The sequence below is a fragment of the Helicobacter mehlei genome (genome assembly GCF_007280785.1).
Lineage (GTDB): Bacteria > Campylobacterota > Campylobacteria > Campylobacterales > Helicobacteraceae > Helicobacter > Helicobacter mehlei.
The window spans coordinates 35,685-51,498 of record NZ_VKGC01000005.1; the positions used below are offsets into that span (position 1 = coordinate 35,685).

18 protein-coding genes and 1 tRNA gene are annotated in these 15,814 nt (G+C 44.3%); 6 read left to right on the plus strand and 13 right to left on the minus strand.

Annotated features, from left to right (window positions below):
• Window positions 1-5 precede the first annotated feature (5 nt).
• Together FNE76_RS03095 and FNE76_RS03100 are read right to left on the minus strand one after the other, a co-directional pair.
• A tRNA-Ile gene (locus FNE76_RS03095) sits at window positions 6-82 on the minus strand.
• Window positions 44-1,183 (minus strand): FtsW/RodA/SpoVE family cell cycle protein, encoded by a 1,140-nt coding sequence (locus FNE76_RS03100; protein ID WP_120948061.1) that lies wholly within the window; start codon window positions 1,181-1,183, stop codon window positions 44-46. Before FNE76_RS03100 ends, FNE76_RS03095 begins: the two co-directional genes overlap by 39 nt.
• Before the next feature lie 50 nt (window positions 1,184-1,233).
• On the opposite strand from FNE76_RS03100, the gene FNE76_RS03105 reads away from it, so the two are divergent.
• Window positions 1,234-2,004: a sulfite exporter TauE/SafE family protein gene (locus tag FNE76_RS03105; protein WP_120948020.1), complete on the plus strand. Its 771-nt coding sequence runs from the start codon at window positions 1,234-1,236 to the stop codon at window positions 2,002-2,004.
• Here the strand turns inward: FNE76_RS03105 and FNE76_RS03110 are convergent.
• Genes FNE76_RS03110 through dnaG form a run of 4 tightly spaced genes read right to left on the minus strand, consistent with a single transcriptional unit; the run spans window position 2,001 to window position 6,379 of the window.
• The gene (locus FNE76_RS03110) at window positions 2,001-2,762 is read right to left on the minus strand and encodes a type IV secretion system protein (protein ID WP_120948019.1); all 762 of its coding nucleotides are present in this window, start codon (window positions 2,760-2,762) and stop codon (window positions 2,001-2,003) included. The two genes, FNE76_RS03105 and FNE76_RS03110, sit on opposite strands and share 4 nt — an antisense overlap.
• 15 nt (window positions 2,763-2,777) lie before the next feature.
• Entirely contained in the window at window positions 2,778-3,635 is an 858-nt protein-coding gene (locus FNE76_RS03115; RefSeq protein ID WP_120948018.1) for a DUF5718 family protein, read from the minus strand.
• Window positions 3,636-3,668: 33 nt separating this feature from the next.
• Complete coding sequence (locus FNE76_RS03120) at window positions 3,669-4,727, minus strand: 7-cyano-7-deazaguanine synthase (RefSeq protein WP_120948017.1); 1,059 nt, start codon at window positions 4,725-4,727, stop codon at window positions 3,669-3,671.
• Entirely contained in the window at window positions 4,724-6,379 is a 1,656-nt protein-coding gene (gene dnaG, locus FNE76_RS03125; protein WP_120955778.1) for a DNA primase, read from the minus strand. Before dnaG ends, FNE76_RS03120 begins: the two co-directional genes overlap by 4 nt.
• Before the next feature lie 213 nt (window positions 6,380-6,592).
• Between dnaG and groES the strand changes: the two genes are divergently transcribed.
• The 5 genes from groES (at window position 6,593) to FNE76_RS03150 (ending at window position 10,494) form a co-directional block, all read left to right on the plus strand.
• Entirely contained in the window at window positions 6,593-6,937 is a 345-nt protein-coding gene (gene groES, locus FNE76_RS03130; protein WP_053941367.1) for a co-chaperone GroES, read from the plus strand.
• 61 nt (window positions 6,938-6,998) lie between these two features.
• The gene (gene groL, locus FNE76_RS03135; protein ID WP_104751599.1) at window positions 6,999-8,645 is read left to right on the plus strand and encodes a chaperonin GroEL; all 1,647 of its coding nucleotides are present in this window, start codon (window positions 6,999-7,001) and stop codon (window positions 8,643-8,645) included.
• A gap of 47 nt (window positions 8,646-8,692) precedes the next feature.
• On the plus strand, window positions 8,693-9,604 hold the full coding sequence (locus tag FNE76_RS03140) for a DNA adenine methylase (RefSeq protein WP_120948016.1): 912 nt from the start codon (window positions 8,693-8,695) through the stop codon (window positions 9,602-9,604).
• Window positions 9,605-9,606: 2 nt separating this feature from the next.
• Window positions 9,607-10,230 carry a GIY-YIG nuclease family protein gene (locus FNE76_RS03145; protein ID WP_120948015.1) on the plus strand — a complete coding sequence of 208 codons (624 nt, stop codon included), beginning with the start codon at window positions 9,607-9,609 and terminating at the stop codon, window positions 10,228-10,230.
• An 18-nt stretch (window positions 10,231-10,248) separates the two neighbouring features.
• A complete protein-coding gene (locus FNE76_RS03150; protein WP_120948014.1) occupies window positions 10,249-10,494 on the plus strand; it encodes a hypothetical protein in 246 nt (81 codons plus the stop codon).
• Between the two features lie 200 nt (window positions 10,495-10,694).
• Here FNE76_RS03150 and FNE76_RS03155 read toward each other — a convergent pair whose 3' ends face one another.
• From FNE76_RS03155 to FNE76_RS03185, 7 genes are all read right to left on the minus strand, one after another.
• Window positions 10,695-11,378 (minus strand): beta/alpha barrel domain-containing protein, encoded by a 684-nt coding sequence (locus tag FNE76_RS03155; protein WP_120948013.1) that lies wholly within the window; start codon window positions 11,376-11,378, stop codon window positions 10,695-10,697.
• Window positions 11,369-12,592, minus strand: a complete 1,224-nt coding sequence (locus FNE76_RS03160) for a tetratricopeptide repeat protein (RefSeq protein ID WP_407925311.1) — start codon at window positions 12,590-12,592, stop codon at window positions 11,369-11,371. Before FNE76_RS03160 ends, FNE76_RS03155 begins: the two co-directional genes overlap by 10 nt.
• A gap of 131 nt (window positions 12,593-12,723) precedes the next feature.
• Window positions 12,724-13,095, minus strand: a complete 372-nt coding sequence (locus FNE76_RS03165; protein WP_120948011.1) for a YkgJ family cysteine cluster protein — start codon at window positions 13,093-13,095, stop codon at window positions 12,724-12,726.
• 8 nt (window positions 13,096-13,103) lie between these two features.
• Entirely contained in the window at window positions 13,104-13,670 is a 567-nt protein-coding gene (locus FNE76_RS03170; RefSeq protein ID WP_120948010.1) for a hypothetical protein, read from the minus strand.
• Window positions 13,670-14,197: a hypothetical protein gene (locus tag FNE76_RS03175; protein WP_120948009.1), complete on the minus strand. Its 528-nt coding sequence runs from the start codon at window positions 14,195-14,197 to the stop codon at window positions 13,670-13,672. Before FNE76_RS03175 ends, FNE76_RS03170 begins: the two co-directional genes overlap by 1 nt.
• Window positions 14,181-15,194 (minus strand): hypothetical protein, encoded by a 1,014-nt coding sequence (locus tag FNE76_RS03180; RefSeq protein ID WP_120955781.1) that lies wholly within the window; start codon window positions 15,192-15,194, stop codon window positions 14,181-14,183. Before FNE76_RS03180 ends, FNE76_RS03175 begins: the two co-directional genes overlap by 17 nt.
• The gene (locus FNE76_RS03185; RefSeq protein WP_120948008.1) at window positions 15,194-15,814 is read right to left on the minus strand and encodes a lysophospholipid acyltransferase family protein; all 621 of its coding nucleotides are present in this window, start codon (window positions 15,812-15,814) and stop codon (window positions 15,194-15,196) included. The genes FNE76_RS03180 and FNE76_RS03185 overlap by 1 nt, the downstream gene beginning before the upstream one ends.

The following is a 15,814-nucleotide window of genomic DNA, read 5'->3' on the forward strand; positions in this document are numbered from 1 at the left end:
GACCTTGGTGGATTCTGTAGGACTTGAACCTACGACCAATCGGTTATGAGCCGAATGCTCTAACCAGCTGAGCTAAGAATCCTTTTTTTCGATAAGAAGGGGGATTATAACCAAATCCAAATTTAAATGCAAGTAAGTTTTCAAAAATGGCAAAGAGGATAATAAAAGTGATGAAACTACTGCCTCCATAACTTAAAAGAGGCAGGGGCAAGCCCACCACAGGGGCTAATCCTAGAGTCATGGCAATGTTCACGCTGGTATAAATAAAGATCAAAATTGCGATCCCACCCGTGATCGTCTGCAAAAAGCGATCTTTGGGATCGCTTATAAAATAGGAGAAAAAATGCAAGACAAAGAGCAGATAAAAGATTAAAAGCGCAAATGCCCCTAAAAAGCCAAAGCGTTCCACAAAATAGGCAAAGATAAAATCACTGGTGGCAATGGGCAAGAATTTTAATTTAGCTTGGGTGGATTCTTCTTGGGACTTGCCCAAGAGCCCGCCTGAGCCGATGGCAATAATGGATTGGCGGACATGGTAATTAGGTTTTTCGGCAATAAAATCGTGGATACGCTTTTTTTGATAGGCGTGCAAGGAGCCATAAATGAGTGGGGAGGCAATGGCAAAGACAATGCCCAGCGTCATCCACACCTTGGGATGCACACCCACCAAAAACAACACACCAAAACCCATGATCAAAATCACTAAGGCCGTGCCCAAATCGGGTTGTTTTAAAATCAGCCCAGCCGGGATAATGATGTAAATACTCAATTTTCCAAAGACTTTCCAGCCATAGCCCCCCGGGGGGATGGGGTGCGTGCTGATCAAGTGGGCCAAGAGCAACAAGATTGCGATTTTGACCGGCTCGCTAGGCTGGAAGGTCCAAGAAGTGCCCGGGATCACTAGCCAGCGTTGCGCCCCTAGTTTGGAAGTGCCCATAAAATTAACAAGCAAGAGCAGAAAAATACAGCCCCAGTAGAGCAAATGGAACAAGTAATCAAACTTTCTAAAGGGGATCAAAAACACAACCCAAAATACGATAAAGCCTATTGCGAAATAAAAGCCTTGTTTGAGGCTTAAAGTCGTATTGGCTTCATGGACTAAAAAGAAAGAGAGACCCATGAGGGGCAGGAGAAAAAAGAACAATAGAAAATCAAAGTGGGTCAAAATCCGGCGATCAATCATGGCGGGGATTTTAGCACAACTTCATTATAATGGAGTCAAAAGGCTACGCTATGGAGATGGCACAATTAGGCTTGTTTTTGCTACTAGGCTTACTGACAGGTGTAATGGCAGGCTTTTTTGGCATTGGGGGGGGCATGGTGATTGTGCCCACCTTGCTTTTAGCCGGGTATTCCTATGATGGGGCAGTAGGGATTTCAGTCGTGCAGATGGCTTGTTCCTCTGTTGTGGGGAGTTGGAGCAATTTTAAAAAGGGCTTGTTAGATTGGAAGGTGGGGATTTATGTTGGGCTGGGCGGACTCATTGGGGCTAGCTTTAGTGGACTCATTTTAAGCGTAGTGCCCCATAAGGTGCTCTTAGGGATTTTCATCGCCATCACCATTTATTCTTTTTGGCGTTTTTTATTCATCAAGCCTAGCTCTCAAGTCTCTTTTAAAACGCTAGAACCCAATTCCAAAGATAAAGGGATTTTAATAGGCATTGGCGTGCTCACTGGGATTTTTGCCATTAGTTTGGGCATTGGGGGCGGGGTGTTGATGGTTTCCATGCTCTCTTACTATTTTGGTTTAAGCCCTAAGCAAAGCGTGCCTTTAGGGCTATTTTTTGTGGTGTTTTCCTCCTTTAGTGGGGTATTGTCCTTAATGCAACAAGATTTCTTAGGACCAGCAAACTTACAAGGGGGGGTTATTGTGGGGATTGGCAGTATTTTAGGCGTGATGGGCGGGGTGCGTTTAATGCCACTTGTTTCCAATGCGTGGCACCGGCGTTGCCTCTTGGGAGTCTATGCTCTCTCGATTTTGGTTTCTATTTACAAACTTTTTTAAGGGTTTTTCAGTGAGTTTAACTCCACGATGCTATAAGCATTAACCTCAAAGCCGGTCGGGTTTTTGGGCATGGGTTCATAATCAAGTTTGGGGGTTACAAAGGCATAGCTTAGCGTGATGTGGTAGCGTTTTTCATAGGTCAGCTTACCCTCATGAAAGAGTCTAGCCACAATCTGCACGCTGGCGATATTTTGGGCGTTACTATCTTTGAGCAGGGCGATATTAATAATCTTAATGTCGCGATCCATTTTGGCATTGGTGTAAATGCTATGCTTGGACGCGACCAAATTTTCAAACACTTCCCAAACCTTTTGGCTACTCTGCAAGCGCACTGCCTCGTAACGGATTTGATCATCAATGTGGTTAATGGATTCGCGATTGAGCACATAAGTGCCCACCAAAGAACGCACAAGGGCTTGGTTGCTGGTGATGCTCTCGTCGGCACGCTGGATAATGGCATAATGCTTGTCTTGATTGGCAAAATCTACAAAGTGGTGCTGGGTTTCTTTTAAAGGCAAGAGGATTACAAGGGCGATGGCTTGGCTCAGACTCACAAAGGCTAATAGGGCGATTAATTTGTAAGCGATTGCGGTGTTTTTACGCTCCACTCTAAAGACGCTATTTAAATCCAAGCGTTGCAATGCCAAACTCTCGATCTTGCTATTGATCTCCTGCTCAAATTGGGCTTGAGAAACCTCAATCTTGGCGAGCAAAAGCTCTAAGTCTTGAGGTGTGGGCGTGCCCGGACTATCTGGCATAACGGGCTTGGCAAGCTAACAAGTTGTAACAACCAAATTTTTATCCACCACCACCTTTTGTTGGATAAAAGATACACTCTTAAGGGGGGTTTGCTGGAGTTGGTTGGAGGCAACAATGTCGAAAATCTTATCAAAGCTATAACGGCGGTGGTTGTAGGCAATGATAGTGATACAATCATCTTGTTTTAAAAAATTTTCTTGGGCAAAGGGCAGGTAGGGTGTAGCACCAATAGCAATAATGCATTTAGAAGGGTAGCCATGCACCCTAAACACTTCCTTGAGATTTTCCAAACTCCCCGTATCTTCTTGGGTGTTTAACATCTCCACAATCCAGCTTAACAGCTTATCATAGAAGTATTCGTATTTGACAAGCTTAGAGTTTTCGCCATAAATGTGGGTTTCCCCATCTCTAGTTAAAAAAGAGGCGATCGAATAATCATTGCACACCCCGCCATAGACAAAGCGATCGATCAGCAATTTCTCGCCCATGCCCTTAGAGGCTTTGGAAAAGTTCTTTTTCTCAGAGAGTTTTTTTGCCTTGAGATTGCGGATCGAAGCATCATTGAAAGCCATAAAATAATGGGGTGTGATGTTCTCCACCAAGTGCTTATCATTATAGATAATTTCACATTCTAGGGCGATCTCTGGCTCGGCTTGGGCGCGCAAACTTGCATTATCAGGCAAGATCACAAACTCATTATCCATACAATAACGCCCCAAATACCCGCTATCATTGGGCAGGTAAAAAGGGAAAAGACCCTTGGGTGCGTCTTTTTCAATGTGTTTCATGTTGATAAAGCTATGGGCTTCGCCCGCTTGCTCTAAATGTCTGGCAAAATTACCCACAACCCCTAATCCAATAAATTTTTCCATGTCTAGCTCCTCATTGCACTATTATACAGCCTCTCAACCCATGAAAAGATACTTTTGTGCCTCTTCTCTTTGCAAAGGGTTTAGATGCAACACCTCAGCCCCCACCTGCACCCCATAAGCGCGTGCGCACTCACTTTTAGCATAACTCAACACAATTTGGGCGGCTAGTTTTTTCTCCTCTAGGCTAGCGCATTTTTCTACAAGCCCCAAAGGTCCCTTGCAATCCAGTAATTCGATTTTATCCATCAAAGGGTGTGGGGCTTGCAATTTGGCATTTTCTAGCTCATTGCGCGCCACGATCACGCGGGTATTGCCCACGACCAGATAGCGCCCCACCTTGACGATTAAATTATCCTGCACCACCATTTGTTGTTGGGTGTTTTGGCGGTGGGCTTGGAGGTCTTTGAGTTTAGCACTCACACTCAAGTCTGTCAGCAAACACCCACCCCCGGGCTTTTCATAATATTTTAAACCCAATTCTTGCACCTTAGAGAGTTGCCGCACACGGCTACGCCCCTGCACATCCCACAACCGCGTGCGATCCACCCAACCCTGTTTTTCCATAAAGCTAGGCTCTAAGAGTTGGGCACTCATAGGCCTTAGCAAGAGTTGATCTAAAAATTGGGGTTTATTGGGGTTATTGCCCTGACGATCCAGCAAGCTATCAAAGCAACTTTCTTGCCCAAAGGCGCGCACCAATTTTCTAACCTGCCCTAGGGCTTCCTTGCGCTGACTCTTGGGGCGTTGCCCTAATACCTCCCCACTGATCACAAAATCTGCCTGTAACTCTAAGAGTTTGTAAAAAGCCTGCCTGAACATATTGGCATGGCAATCAATGCAGGGATTAAAATACTTGCCATAGCCGTATTTAGGCTTAAAAAGCACTTCATTAAAAAATTGCTCTTGGATGTCGCACACCAGCAAGCCCACGTCAATTTGTTGGGTGGCATTTTGCAAATACTCTAATTTATCTTTGTTCCCACCAAACCCGATATTAAAATGCAGGGCGGTAACTTCGATCCCCTGAGAGGCAACTAAATACATGGATAGTAGGCTGTCTAACCCACCACTAAAAAGAGCTAGGGCTTTCATATTTTGACTAATTCTCCTTGTTCGCATAGATAACGCTTCTTTTTCCATTCATTCATCATAGCAATGCGTTCTGAAAGGTCTAAATGGGTATAGAGCGTGTGGATTTGGGTTATCTGCCATTCACAATGGCGTTTAATGAATTTAACTAAATTGTCCTTAAAGCCATGGGGTTCAATGGGTAGGCGATCATCTAGCATGATCGCCACTAGGCACACCTGATCGAATTGCCCTAGACACAACGCCTTAAACTCCTCTTGGCAATGCTTGAAACTTTCCACATTAACAAAGTCTAAGGCATTCTTAATCAAGGCATGATCTAAAGCCATGTATTTGATCAAGACCTCCTCTAAAGGGTCTAAAATGGCACGCTCACCCGAGGGGCTAGGAGTGGGGAGCTTTTGTTTTTTAAGCCCAATTAAACCACTTTGGGGGATTTCTAGTAAATGGGCTGTCATTTGTTGGTAATCCTCTTGCACCACTAAGGGGAGATCGTGCAAAAAATTTTGGGCGGCTTGGAGGGCTTGCTCTTTTTGCAAGGGATCATTTAGGTTATGCCGTTCTCTAATGCCTCTAAGCACAAACTCAATAAATTTCATTGGCTGGGCTAGAAGTTCTTGGAGGCGTTCAGTTTGCCCACTAGCAATCATCTCAGCGGGGTCCAGATTGTTTTCAAAAACCACTACCCCCCCGCTTTTAAGTTCTTTGGCTAGCAGTTGGCTTGCTTTTAAAGCGGCATTATGACCAGCACGATCGCCATCATAACCCATCACAACAGAGGGCATACCTCGGTTTAAAATAGGCAAATGTTGTTCGGTTAAAGCCGTCCCCAAAGTGGCTACGGCATGCTTGATCCCCGCTTGGTGCAATAAGATCACATCTAAATACCCCTCTGTTACCAAAATCTGTTTTTGTTTTAAGATCGCCTCACGGGCTAAGAAATAGCCATATAAAAGCTTGGATTTATTGAAAAGGGGGGTTTGGGGCGAGTTGATGTATTTTGCTACTTTAGCCGCGTGTGAATCGGTATCCAAAATCCGCCCCCCAAAACCCACGATCTTGCCATTGGGGTTATGGATGGGGAAAATCAAGCGGTTGGAAAAGCGGGCATAACTCTTGCCCTCATATTGGGTGAGCACGCCTAATTGGACGAGCATGGAACGATCAAGGCGGTATTTAACAATAAAATTCTCTAGGGCTCTAGGGTGGCAAAACCCTAGTCTGAATTCTTGCACACTGGAGAGACTAACCCCCCTTTTTTCCAAATACTTTTGAGCGGCTGAGTTTGTGGCGAGTTGGGTTTGGTAGCAATGCGTAATTTGTTCCAACAAATCCCATCCTTGGGTGCTTTGCTGGGTTTTGTGGGTATATTCTAAGGGCACACGGAACTTGTCGGCTAACTTCTGCACCGCCCCCGCAAAATCCAATTTTTCATACTCCATCACAAAGGTGATTGCATTGCCCGATTTGGAGCACCCATAACATCTAAAGGAGTTTTTTTGGGGATTGACAATGAAACTGGGGGTTCTTTCGTTGTGGAAAGGGCAGATTGCTTGGTAGTTGATCCCTGTTCTCTTGAGCTCGATATAACCTTGCACGACTTCCACAATGTCAATGACTTGCTTGAGTTGCTCTAAGGATTGTGCGCTAATCATATTTGGTATTTAGCATAAGAGAGCTTGTATTTGGCTTTTTCTGCCCTCTATCAATATTTATATAACTAACAATAATTATCTTTAGTCTAAGTGGCTAATATATATTGAAAAAAATATTTTAATATTGGAATAACTCTTGACTTATCCAAAAATTTTTGTTATTATTTGGCACTTAAATTTTTAAGTGCTAATTTTTAGGACTAAGGAGACGATATGTTCAAGCCATTAGGCGAAAGAGTGCTAGTTGAAAGACTAGAAGAAGAAAAGAAAACCGCTTCTGGGATTATCATCCCTGATAACGCCAAAGAAAAACCCCAAATGGGCGTGGTCAAAGCCGTCAGCCATAAAATCAGTGAAGGGTGCAAATGCCTTAAAGAGGGCGATGTGGTGGCGTTTGGCAAGTACAAAGGCACAGAAATCGTACTAGGCGGGAAAGAATTTATGGTTTTAGAGCTTGAGGATGTGCTAGGCGTGGTGGATTCTTGCTGCCATGGGCATGAGCACGGGCATAAAAAAGGCGATCACAAACACGAGGGCGACTGCTGTCATAGCCACTAAGCTAGACTTTGGGGCGTTTTAGCGCGCCCCTCCCATTCATACAACAAAAAAAGGACAAACAATGGCAACTAAAGAGATCAAATTTTCAGACAACGCACGCAATAAACTTTTTGAAGGCGTGAAACAACTCAATGACGCGGTTAAGGTTACCATGGGACCTCGCGGGCGCAATGTGCTCATTCAAAAAAGCTATGGCGCGCCTAGCATTACTAAAGATGGCGTGAGCGTGGCTAAAGAAATTGAGCTCGCCTGCCCTGTAGCCAACATGGGCGCGCAACTGGTTAAAGAAGTGGCGAGCAAAACTGCCGATGCGGCTGGGGATGGCACCACCACCGCCACCGTTTTAGCTTACAGCATTTTTAAAGAAGGTTTGCGCAACATTACCGCTGGGGCTAACCCTATTGAAGTCAAACGCGGGATGGATAAAGCCAGCGAAGCCATCATTGCTGAGCTGAAAAAATCTAGCAAAAAAGTGGGTGGCAAAGAAGAAATCACCCAAGTTGCTACCATTTCGGCTAACTCCGATGAAAAAATCGGCAAATTAATCGCCGATGCGATGGAAAAAGTGGGCAAAGACGGCGTGATCACCGTTGAAGAAGCTAAGGGGATTGAAGACGAACTAGATGTGGTGGAGGGCATGCAATTTGATCGTGGCTATCTCTCTCCCTACTTTGTTACCAACGCCGAAAAAATGACCACCCAGCTAGAAAACGCTTACATTTTGCTCACAGATAAGAAAATCTCTAGCATGAAAGACATTTTGCCCTTGTTGGAGCGCACCATGAAAGAGGGCAAACCCCTTTTGATCATCGCTGAAGACATTGAGGGCGAAGCGCTCACAACTCTAGTGGTCAATAAACTTAGGGGTGTACTCAATGTGGCAGCGGTCAAAGCTCCCGGTTTTGGCGATCGCCGTAAAGAAATGCTCAAAGACATCGCAATCCTTACAGGCGGGCAAGTGATCTCTGAAGAGCTAGGCAAAACCCTAGAAAACGCCGATGTGAGCGATCTAGGCGTGGCGGCGCGCATTGTGATTGACAAAGACAACACCACCATCGTGGATGGCAAGGGTCAAGCGCATGCCGTTAAAGATCGCATCGCCCAAATCAAAACCCAAATTGAATCCACCACCAGCGATTACGATAAAGAAAAGCTCCAAGAACGCCTAGCCAAACTTAGCGGTGGCGTGGCGGTGATTAAAGTGGGTGCGGCTTCTGAAGTGGAAATGAAAGAAAAGAAAGATCGCGTAGATGACGCGCTTTCTGCCACCAAAGCCGCGGTTGAAGAAGGGATTGTGATTGGTGGGGGCGCGGCTCTCATCCGTGCCGCCCAAAAAGTGCATTTAGAATTGCACGAAGATGAAAAAGTGGGCTATGAAATCATCAAACGCGCCATTAAAGCTCCTCTAGCCCAAATCGCGGCCAATGCGGGTTACGATCGCGGTGTGGTGGTCAATGAGGTAGAAAAGCACAAAGAAGCCCATTTTGGTTTCAACGCGAGCAATGGCGAATATGTGGACATGTTTAAAGCGGGCATTATTGACCCCCTCAAAGTAGCGCGCATCGCTTTGCAAAACGCGGTGTCTGTCTCTAGCTTGCTCTTAACCACTGAGGCCACTGTGCATGAAGTTAAAGAAGACAAACCTGCTCCGGCTATGCCTGATATGGGTGGCATGGGCGGTATGGGTGGCATGGGCGGTATGATGTAGCCTTGCCTTTGCTTTTTGGAGGGGGACAAGGAGGGGGAATTTCTGCTATGTATTCAGCCAAAAAATCTCTTTTCTTAGATCATTTGCGATCGCAAAAACGGCACTATAAACGCTACACTAAAAGCCCTTTGCGCTATGGCGGGGGTAAATCTTTGGCGGTGGGCTTTATCTTAGAACACATGCCCGCTCGCCTCACAAGGGTTATTAGCCCTTTTATGGGCGGAGGGAGTGTGGAAATCGCCTGTGCTAGAGAACTGGGCTTAGAGGTATTGGCTTTTGACATTTTTGATATTTTGGTGAATTTTTGGCAGGTGCTCTTAAAAGATAAAGCGCGTCTTTATGAAGCCCTGCTTGCACTAAAACCCACGCAAGACACTTATAACACCATTAAAACCGAGCTCAAAGCGCATTATCAAAAAGAGCGCGTGTTAGACCCGCTCACTTTGGCGCGGGATTATTATTTTAACTTCAACTTGAGTTATGGCCCCGGGTTTTTGGGCTGGATGAGTAAGATTTATACCGATGAAAAACGCTACTATAACGCCCTAGCTAAGTTAAAAAACTTTGATGCCCCCACTTTAAGCGTGCAATGTGCGGACTTTAAAGAAGTGCTTTTAGCCTACCCTAATGACTTTGCCTATTTAGACCCACCTTACTTTTTAGAGGGAGATTCTAAGATGTTTAAAGGGATTTATCCCATGCGCAATTTTCCCATACACCATAATGGTTTTGCCCATGAGCAATTAGCCCAAATGCTTAAAAATCGCCCCGGACCCTTTATTTTGAGTTATAATGATTGCGCCTTTGTACGGGAGGCGTATCAAGATTTTAACATTGTTGAATTGGCATGGCAATACACGATGGGGCAGGGAGAAACCAGAATGGGCAAAAACCGCCTTGAGCGGGGCGATGTGGGGTATGTGAAAAAGTCTCATGAACTTTTAATTATTAAGGAGTGAAAATGCGCATTTTAGAAGTCAAAACAGCCTTTAAAATCGCAGATGTGGAGTTTGTGCCCGGTAGTACAAAACTTAACTTCAATTATCTTAAAGAATTGAAAGATGAAGACCACAATCCCCTACCCCAAAGCATTTTGACTAAAAATATCGCCCGGGTGTATTTAATTGTTGTGGATGGGATGATTAAAAAGATCGGGGGCTCTCAAGCACAAGGGGGGATTAAAAACACCTTAGAAATTTATAGAGATGGGGGTGTGAAAGGGAGACCGAGCATCCGCAGTTTTGGGATTTGGTATTTTCTCTACCACACCATTTTATCGGGCAAAAAGATAGAATTTTACATGATTTATCAAGATAATTTTAAGGCGCGTGTTAAAGGCTTATTGGGGCTACACGAAGTGCCTGAGCCTTCTCTTAGCTATAAATTTTTAGAAAATGCGTGTCTATTAGATTACCAAAAAGTGATGGGGTGTTACCCTGAGTGGAATGTCCAAGAGCAGGGCAAGGATTGGCCCAGTGAGGCTAAAGACACCCACGCCCGCCTTTTACAAAACGCCCAAACTAGAAAAAAGAAAATAACAAGGGGTGTGGTGCAAAGCCCTAAAGGCACAGATGGGGGAGATTAGTGGGGTTCAAGTGGCAAGGTGGCTTTGGCTGTGGTGATCGGGGCTATTGGTGTGGCTGTCACTGCATTGCTGGTAACTGGAGGCACAGTAGCCCCGGCTAGTGGTGTAGTTGCTGGGGGTGCTGTGGCGGTGCTTGGGTTTCCTGCCACCACTTCGGCGGTCGCCATTGCCTTTGCAGCCGGCGGGGTGGGGGTGCTGAATAAATTGAGAGGGTATGATCTCAAGAAAATTTCTGACACCCATGTTGTGCTGACAAGAAGTTAGAATAACATGAGTGCTTCCATAAAAGACACAAGAGATGGTGCCTAGAGCCTATTGTGCTAGTCAAGCATGCATCCTTCTAGTTTTTGTAGGTATTCTCAATAGCGGGTACACTCTAGATCACCTTAAGGCCTTAAAACGCACCAACTCGATGCCAAATAATAATCATAGCCTCTAGATCTCTTAATACCACTGCCTTATTCTTATTTTTGAGCCTGTTCTGAAGTTTTGATCACCAGTGCATCCACACCATAGGAGTTTTGAGCATTAGGGACTAGGTCTTCTGAGTCTTTGAAAATCAGGGGTCTTTGGGGTGTGAGTTCTAGGAGGGTTTTAAAGTTTTGGGGGAAGTAGAGGGCTGGGGCTTTGGCTAAAATGCTTGTCTTGAGTTCTTTAGGGGTGGCCACCTCCACAATGCCAAGCAACCCCAAGCGCACGCTATACTCTAATATCTCCTTGAGGTTTTTTGCCAATAAAGAGGCGTTGAGTAAGAGCGCATCAGCCCCATGTACCAAGGACTCTAAGATTTGATACTGGCTCATAAAATAATCTTTGTGAATCAAGGGTTTAGGGCTCAAGCGGCGTATATAGCCCAGTAAGTCTAGCACTTCTAGGGCGGGCATGCCCTGCGTGTAGAGGGGAGTAAAATCCAGCAAAAGAGCACGTGCATTGTCTGCTTGTTCGAGTTTTTCTAATAAAAATTCCAAATCCCAGTTAGCATTAAGATATAAAATAGAGTGGGCAATCTCTTGAGAGGGAGGGCGTTTCAAGTCTTCTAATGCGAGTCTGGGGACATATGGGTTATAGGCCAAACTCCTGCCCAAGAGTTCAAAGGGGGTTAGGGATTCCTTGATCTCTAGGTAAGCTTGAAGGGTCTTTATTGGCACGCGGCAATGGATTTAGAATGGGCTTTTAGCTCGGGTTGGGAGTTGATCTCCTCTTCAGAAATGCTAAAAAAGAGTTTTTTGGCTTCAGAGCAACTACCCAGCTTGTAATACCCCCATGCCAGCGAGTCGATGTAGAAAATCGAATCGGGCTCGATTTTTAAAGCCACCTTGACATAATCAATGCCTTTTTTAATGTCTAAATCGTATTCGATGAGGGAATAGCCCAAAAAGTTATAAAAGAAGGCATCTTGCCCATCTAAATCGCCCTTGGTTTTGATCAAGGCTTGCTTGCGTTGCATAATCGCCTGTTCTAATTTTTTGGTGATTTGTATCACATCAGATTTTTGGAGGGCGTTATTGGCACTCAAATCCTCATAGGTGTAAATAGCCTCTAGGGCTAAAAACTTCGGGTCTTTCTGTTCGTTGTAGATCAGGCCCGCTTGTTTGGCAGCTAGGGCAAATTTTTTCTGGGCGGTGTAGAGGTCTAGGAGCAAACGGCGATCGAAGGGGTAGCTTTGGGCAATTTGCTGGGCTTTGTCAAATTCTTTGAGCAAAACCAAGACGCCGATATAAAGCTGGGCATTGCGCACAACGGGTTCTTTCTCGTAGAGTTCGCCAAATACCCTTTTAGCAACTTGTAACTCATTGAGCTGGATAAGTGTATTAAAACTCCTTTGGCACAAATCGGGCGAACAGCCGTATTTTTCTAAATGTGAGGAGAGCAAATCGATCGCCTCTTGTTGGCTGTTTTGCACAAAAAAAATTGTAATGAGTTTTTCTAGGCTATCTTCGTCATGGGCTTGGTTGTAAATCTTGTTGAAAATCTCAAAAGCTTTGCTGTAATTTTTCTGCCCCAAATAGAGCGAGCCCAAGACACTATCCAACATCAAGGATTTATCTTCTTTGCGGATTTTTTCTAGCAAGCTAATCGCCTTATCAATCTGCCCAGTTTTAATATAACCATCTACTAGGATTTTATTGATGTAAATATCCTTATCGTTTTTGGTAACCTTTTTGTAGAGCATCGCAAGCTCTACGGCTGTGTTGATGTCGCCCAAGCTAGCCGCCGAGATGGCTGCCTCTTTGGCATATAGAATATTGTTGGTTTCTTTGTAAAGACGCAAATAACCCTTTTTGGCTGTGGCAAAATCCCCGCGTTGGAAGGCATCTGAAGTGATGAGGATTTGTTGATCCTCTGTTAAGCCTTGTGCCATCAAAGCCGTGCTACAAAACACTGCCCCCAATGCCAAGCACCATTTTTGATAAAATCTCTGCTGTTTCATCCAACCTCTTTAGTTTTTTTTAAAAATCCCTAGACTATATCATAAAATCCATCTTTTTTGGACTAATCCATGCGCACGCCCGGGCATAGGGCTAGAAGCTTTTCACGGTTAGTTTTAAAGCATTCCCAAAAGGGAAAAGTTTGGCACTGCTTGGGGCGCACGGGGTAAATGGCGCAACGTTTGGTTGGCTCATCTAAGAATACACATGCATAACCAGAGGAGAGCAACGCCCTTTTTTCTAATAAGCTATAGGCATTGCCCACTCGTCTGACATAGCGTAGGGTAAAAGTTTCAAAGGGCATGTTTAAAAAAAGACTGATCGCTTTTAGTTCGGCAATACTGGCAAAAACATACCCTTCTGCCCCCAAACAACAGCGTGCCCCACAAGAATCGCATGCCTTAGAATCAAAGCTAAAATTAAATCCTTGTTCCATGTTCTACCTTAAGGACGATCCACTTGATATTCAATGTGAATGACAAAACCCATTTTAAAATAGTTGCCTTGTTTGGTGATGCTAACAGGTAACTCAATCTTGGTATAGCTAAGATTCACCAAATGATCTAAAAAAGCATAAAAATCTTTTAGAGATTGGGCATGCACGCCCACGTCCAAACTGTCATAGATGACATGCTTGATGGGATCCACTCTTCTAGCTTGTTCTTGAATCGTGATATGGCTAAAATACTGGTTTAAAATCTTGTTGAGCGCACCAGATACCACTTGGTAGCTTGGATCTTGCAAAATAGCGGTGTTTTTTTGCTTAATATTGCGGTAAGCTTGCAAAGTAGCAAGGAAGCTCTTTTGTTTATAGCTGGAAATCGCTTGTTTTTGCCTAGATTCGGTGTTTTGCGTGCGGTAATTCTCCATTTTAGGCCAAAGCCAAATACGGATGCCCACCAGAGTTACTAAGGTAAAAACGAGAGTTAAAATAAAATTTTTGAGGAGTCGTTGGAATAAAATATCCTTGCGGTATTTACTCTCATAGGTCAAGCTATCGCTTTGATCCATCAATCTCCTTTTTGCTCGATAAAGGGCAACACAGATGAATTGGTCGAAACAAAGTGCAACCAACCATTTTTAAGGGGCGTAAATTCTGTATGGCTATTTTCAAAGATCGCATCGAGGCGTTGCTGGAGCGTGGTTTTAAAGGTGTCTTTAGAGGGGACAATGCCCGTAATGGTGAGACTAGCATAGTCAATGGTGATGGATTGGATAGTGATCACATCGGGGATAATGCTCAAAATACCCTTGATGGATTCTTTGACATTGATCGTGTAAGCGGATTTATCCTTAACATTTTGGACAGCCTGTGCCACCTGCAAGATTTCTTGCTTGAGGCGTTTATCGCGGTGGTTGTAAATATTACTCTCGATTTGATAAACATCGGTCGCACGGTTGGTGGCCTTAGTGTAGTGGCGTAAAAAATAGGCTAGTCCCCAAATCAGACACAAGGACAAACACATGTAAAAAACCCAAACTTTGGTGAGTAAATCCATCATATGCTTGGGCGTGGGTTTGCTATAACTGAACTTCATTGTAATATTCTTTTTTAGCCAAAATGCTCATCTGCTCGACAAGAGAGATGGGCATTTGCACAATGTCTAGCATAAGCTCATCTTGGAGAATTTCTAACATCTTAGGCGAGATTTGATAGGTGTTGAGAATCCAAACCTTCTCAATAAAATCCTGAACCAAGTGGTGCTCATAGACAACTTTCATCGATTCTTGCAAGAATTTGACAATATCTGCAACATGCACCATGCTATCCACCAAACTTTTAGGGTCTTGCATGTCTGGAGTTGCGGATTCTTTTTGGGAGCCATCTTGAAAATTGGGATCGATGTGCATCAAATTAGCCTCAATGGAACTCAAAAAAGACTTGAGCAACGCCTCTTCTTTTTCATATTCTTCCTCTTTTTCCTTGCCCTGTACCTCTAGATGTTCTTTAATAACCTCTAGGGCATACCATTTGCTATAACAAATCTCCTTGTGGTTACTCACCATGACACAAAGCCTAGAGTGTTCCAATAGCCCATAAATGGCTACATTGTCCTCTAAAATAGGCTTAATGCACGCATAGAGTATTAAAAAGGGCGAAAAGATATAGTCAATGTAAGGCATCACGCTATTAAAACGCTCTAAATCCTGCTTGAATGATTGCTTCAGAATGAAAAAATAATATTGATCCACCTCTAACAAGAGCACATCTTTTTTACGCACGCCTGCTAAATGTTTCTCTAGCTCCTCTTTTTTGCACATGCCCTGATCTGTGCTCTTGGACATGCCACACAGATAACAAAAAGGATAGAGTTGGAGATATTCGCGGGCATTCTTTAAGACTTTGATGGGAATCAAACCATCTTTAACCGGATAAGCCTTATTGGTTACATCCAAAACTTTCTTGCGTTTGAGTCGTTCGATATAGACTTGCAAGGTCTCGTGATCCAAATTGAGGCAGATAAACACATTGGAGAAGAAAAAAAAACGGATTCTATCATAAAAGATACCCCTAAAAAAACTCCACAAACCCATTAAGAAAGCTCCATGCGTTGTGCGATCAACGCCTTAGCCTCGCTTAACTCCATCTCTTTGGGGATAAAAAAGGGCTCTAGCATATAATAATTGACTTGCGAAAAGGGTTTGGGGAGTTGGAAGCGATCCCAAGTCTTGAAGGTAAAGGCATTTTGGAAGATCACACGGCACACTACAACACCCACCCCGCTTTTTTGGGCCAACGCCACCACGCCATCAGCAATGCTATGATAAGGACCTTTAGGGCCATCGGGAGTCAAGCCTACATCTGCGCCCGCCTTCAAAAGCCTAATCCCCTCGACCAACACACGCACACCACCTTTTTTACTCGACCCGCGAATCGCGTTAAACCCAAAACATGCATACAGTCTAGCGGCCAGCGTGCCATCAAAATGTTGGCTGGCCACCACATACAAATTGGGCTTTTTTTTAAGACGCAAGTAGGCAAAAGGCAACATGGCAATCTCACCATGCCAAAAACTAGCAATAAAAGAAGTGTTTTGCAAACTGCTAGCCAAATGGAAGCGGTTACGGCAAGTCTTAAACAAAAGCCTTAAAATCCAATAGAGCAACACGGGCACAGCCCACAACACAAGCCCACTTCTAAACCGCTTTAACAA